This is a genomic window from Parasphingomonas frigoris (assembly GCF_036663815.1).
Lineage (GTDB): Bacteria > Pseudomonadota > Alphaproteobacteria > Sphingomonadales > Sphingomonadaceae > Sphingomonas.
The window spans coordinates 1-2,461 of record NZ_JAXOJQ010000026.1; the positions used below are offsets into that span (position 1 = coordinate 1).

The window sequence follows — 2,461 nt, forward strand, 5'->3', positions numbered from 1 at the left end:
CGGATCGGCGGTGACACATTCCTGATAGATATGACGGCGGGCGCTGCTTTGCGCGGAGATAGCCCGGGCCACGCGGCCGGATGGCGCGATTGTCGATCGGTCCGCTGGCTTTCTATCCCGATCCTCTTTGAAAGATCAGTTCGTCGGCTTTATTCGTACGCCTCCGGTAGCGGCCGCCTTGCCGGTCAGGCGAAGGACCGGTCTTAAGCGCGCTCTTAAGAGTACGCTTAGGAGTAGGTGTTGTGGGTCAGATCACGATTTTTGGCGGGCCTGAGCGCCGTCGCCGGTGGAGCGATGAGGAACAGGTGCAAATCCTGGCGGAGGCCTTTGCACCGGGCGCGTTTGTTGCGCAGGTCGCTCGGCGGCACGATGTCTCGACGGGGTTGATCTATACCTGGCGCCGCAAGTTTCGCCGACGGTCAGATGCGCCGACTGCGGTCGCCGGCTTTGCCGAAGCGGTGGTCGTTGATGATTGCCCTGTCGAATTGCCGACCGTGCAGCCGACCATCGTCGTTGATCTGGCGCGGGGCGGACGCGTGAGCGTCTTCGCATCAGCGTCGTCCGATCAGGTGGTCGCAGTGCTCAAGTCCGTGATCCGATGATACCTGTCCCGAACGGCGCAAAAGTTTGGCTGGCGTTGGGTCACACGGACATGCGGCGTGGCATGCGTTCGCTCGCATTGCAGGTTCAACAAGCGCTGAACAAGGACGTCCATGCCGGCGACCTGTACGTGTTCCGCGGGAAAAGCGGGTCACTGTGTAAGATTCTGTGGCATGACGGGCTGGGCATGTCGCTGTACGCCAAGCGGCTGGAGCGCGGGCGCTTCGTGTGGCCGGCTGCTAAGGACGGCACGGTCGCGATCTCGGGCTCGGCGATGGCGTGCCTGCTCGAAGGTATCGACTGGCGCAACCCGCAGGAAACGTGGCGTCCGACCCGGGTTGGGTAACAACTTCCAGAGGCAGCCGGGATGAGAAAAGCGGCTGAAATCCGCCAAAAACCGTAGGTTCCTCAAAGGTGTTCTGGTATAATCGGGCATGCTTTCGAGCGATGCCTCCGACGAGCTTTTGCAGCTTCGCACCGAACTGTCGGTGGCTCGTGATCTCGCGGAAAAGGCCCAGGCGAACGCACTCAATGCCGAAGCCGAAACGGTGCGGGTCAGAGCTATCAATGCCGATCTGCTAGCCCGCAATGCTCATCTCGAGTTGATGAACGAGAAGATGCGGCGCGACAAATACGGCGCCAGTTCGGAACGCAGCCGTCGGCTGATCGACCAGTTGGAACTGACGTTCGAGGAGCTCGAGGCGGACGCCACCGAGGCGGAGGGCTTGGGCGCAATAGCTGCCGCCAAAGCGACGACTGTAACCGCGTTCACCCGCGTAAGGTCCACCCGCCGCGACTTCGATCCAGGCTTGCCGCGTGAACAGGTCGTCATCTCGGCGCCGGAGCTGTGCCCTTGCTGCGGGTCGGCCGACCTCAGCCATCTTCCGGCCGATATTACCGAGACACTCGAAAAGGTGCCCGCCCGCCACAAGGTAATTCAGACCGTACGGGAAAAGGTCTCTTGCCGTCAGTGCGAGAAGATCAGCCAGCCACCGGCGCCGTTCCACGTCACCCCGAGGGGCATGTTCGGGCCGCACTTTCTGGCCAGTTTGGTCTTTCAGAAATACGGTCTGCACCAGCCGCTCAACAGTCAGCGCGATCGCCTCGAGAGCGAGGGCATCTCCTTGAGCCTGTCGACGCTCGCAGATCAGATCGGCGCAGTGAGCGTAGCTGCCAGGCCCTTGTTCCTGCTAATTGAAGCGCACGTCCTGGCGGCCGAGCGTCTCCACGGCGATGACACCACCGTCCCGCGGCTGGCGAAGTACAAGACTGACGTCGCGCGGATCTGGGATTACGTGCGCGACGACCGCCCGTTCGGCGGTCCAGCACCGCCGGCAGTGCTGTGCTATTACTCGCGGACCCGGAAAGGCGAACATCCCCGCGGCCATCTCGCTGGCTATACCGGTATTCTGCAGGTCGACCGCTATGCCGGCTTCAACGACATGTTCCGCGATGGCTGGGCTGACAAACCGATGACGCGGGCGAATTGCTGGGCTCACGCCCGTCGGCAGTTCTTCGAGCTGGCCGATGTGGCGCGTCAGCTCAAGCGCCAGAAGGGTGGCGTGCCGCTCGTTTCGCCGTTGGCGAAGGAGGCGCTGGAATGGATCGACCAGATCTTCGCGATCGAGCGAGAGATCAACGGGCGGACTGCAGGCGAGCGCCTGAGCGTGCGCCAGGAACGCGTCGCACCCCTGATCCAAGCACTGGAAACCTGGATGCGGGAAAAGCGCGGCATTCTGTCGCGTCACGATGCCGTCGCCAAAGCGATCGCCTATCTGCTCAACGACTGGGCGGGGTTCACGACATTCCTCGCGGACGGTCGGATCTGCCTGACGAATAACGCGGCCGAGCGAGAGCTGCG

General features: G+C 62.6%; 4 protein-coding genes. All 4 read left to right on the forward strand.

Going from position 1 to position 2,461, the window contains the following annotated elements:
• Window positions 1–207: hypothetical protein (locus tag U1872_RS22115; protein ID WP_332795035.1), on the forward strand; the 207-nt coding region annotated here is incomplete at its 5' end.
• Window positions 208–242: 35 nt separating this feature from the next.
• Entirely contained in the window at window positions 243–602 is a 360-nt protein-coding gene (tnpA, locus tag U1872_RS22120; RefSeq protein ID WP_332795036.1) for an IS66-like element accessory protein TnpA, read from the forward strand.
• Window positions 599–946, forward strand: a complete 348-nt coding sequence (gene tnpB / locus U1872_RS22125; protein WP_332748004.1) for an IS66 family insertion sequence element accessory protein TnpB — start codon at window positions 599–601, stop codon at window positions 944–946. The genes tnpA and tnpB overlap by 4 nt, the downstream gene beginning before the upstream one ends.
• Before the next feature lie 88 nt (window positions 947–1,034).
• On the forward strand, window positions 1,035–2,461 hold a 1,427-nt coding region (gene tnpC, locus U1872_RS22130), incomplete at its 3' end, for an IS66 family transposase (protein ID WP_332795037.1).

What these genes read in the sequence shown, in the direction of transcription:
- tnpB (WP_332748004.1), top strand. Translation starts at nt 599, where the DNA reads ATGATACCTGTCCCGAACGGCGCAAAAGTTTGGCTGGCGTTGGGTCAC.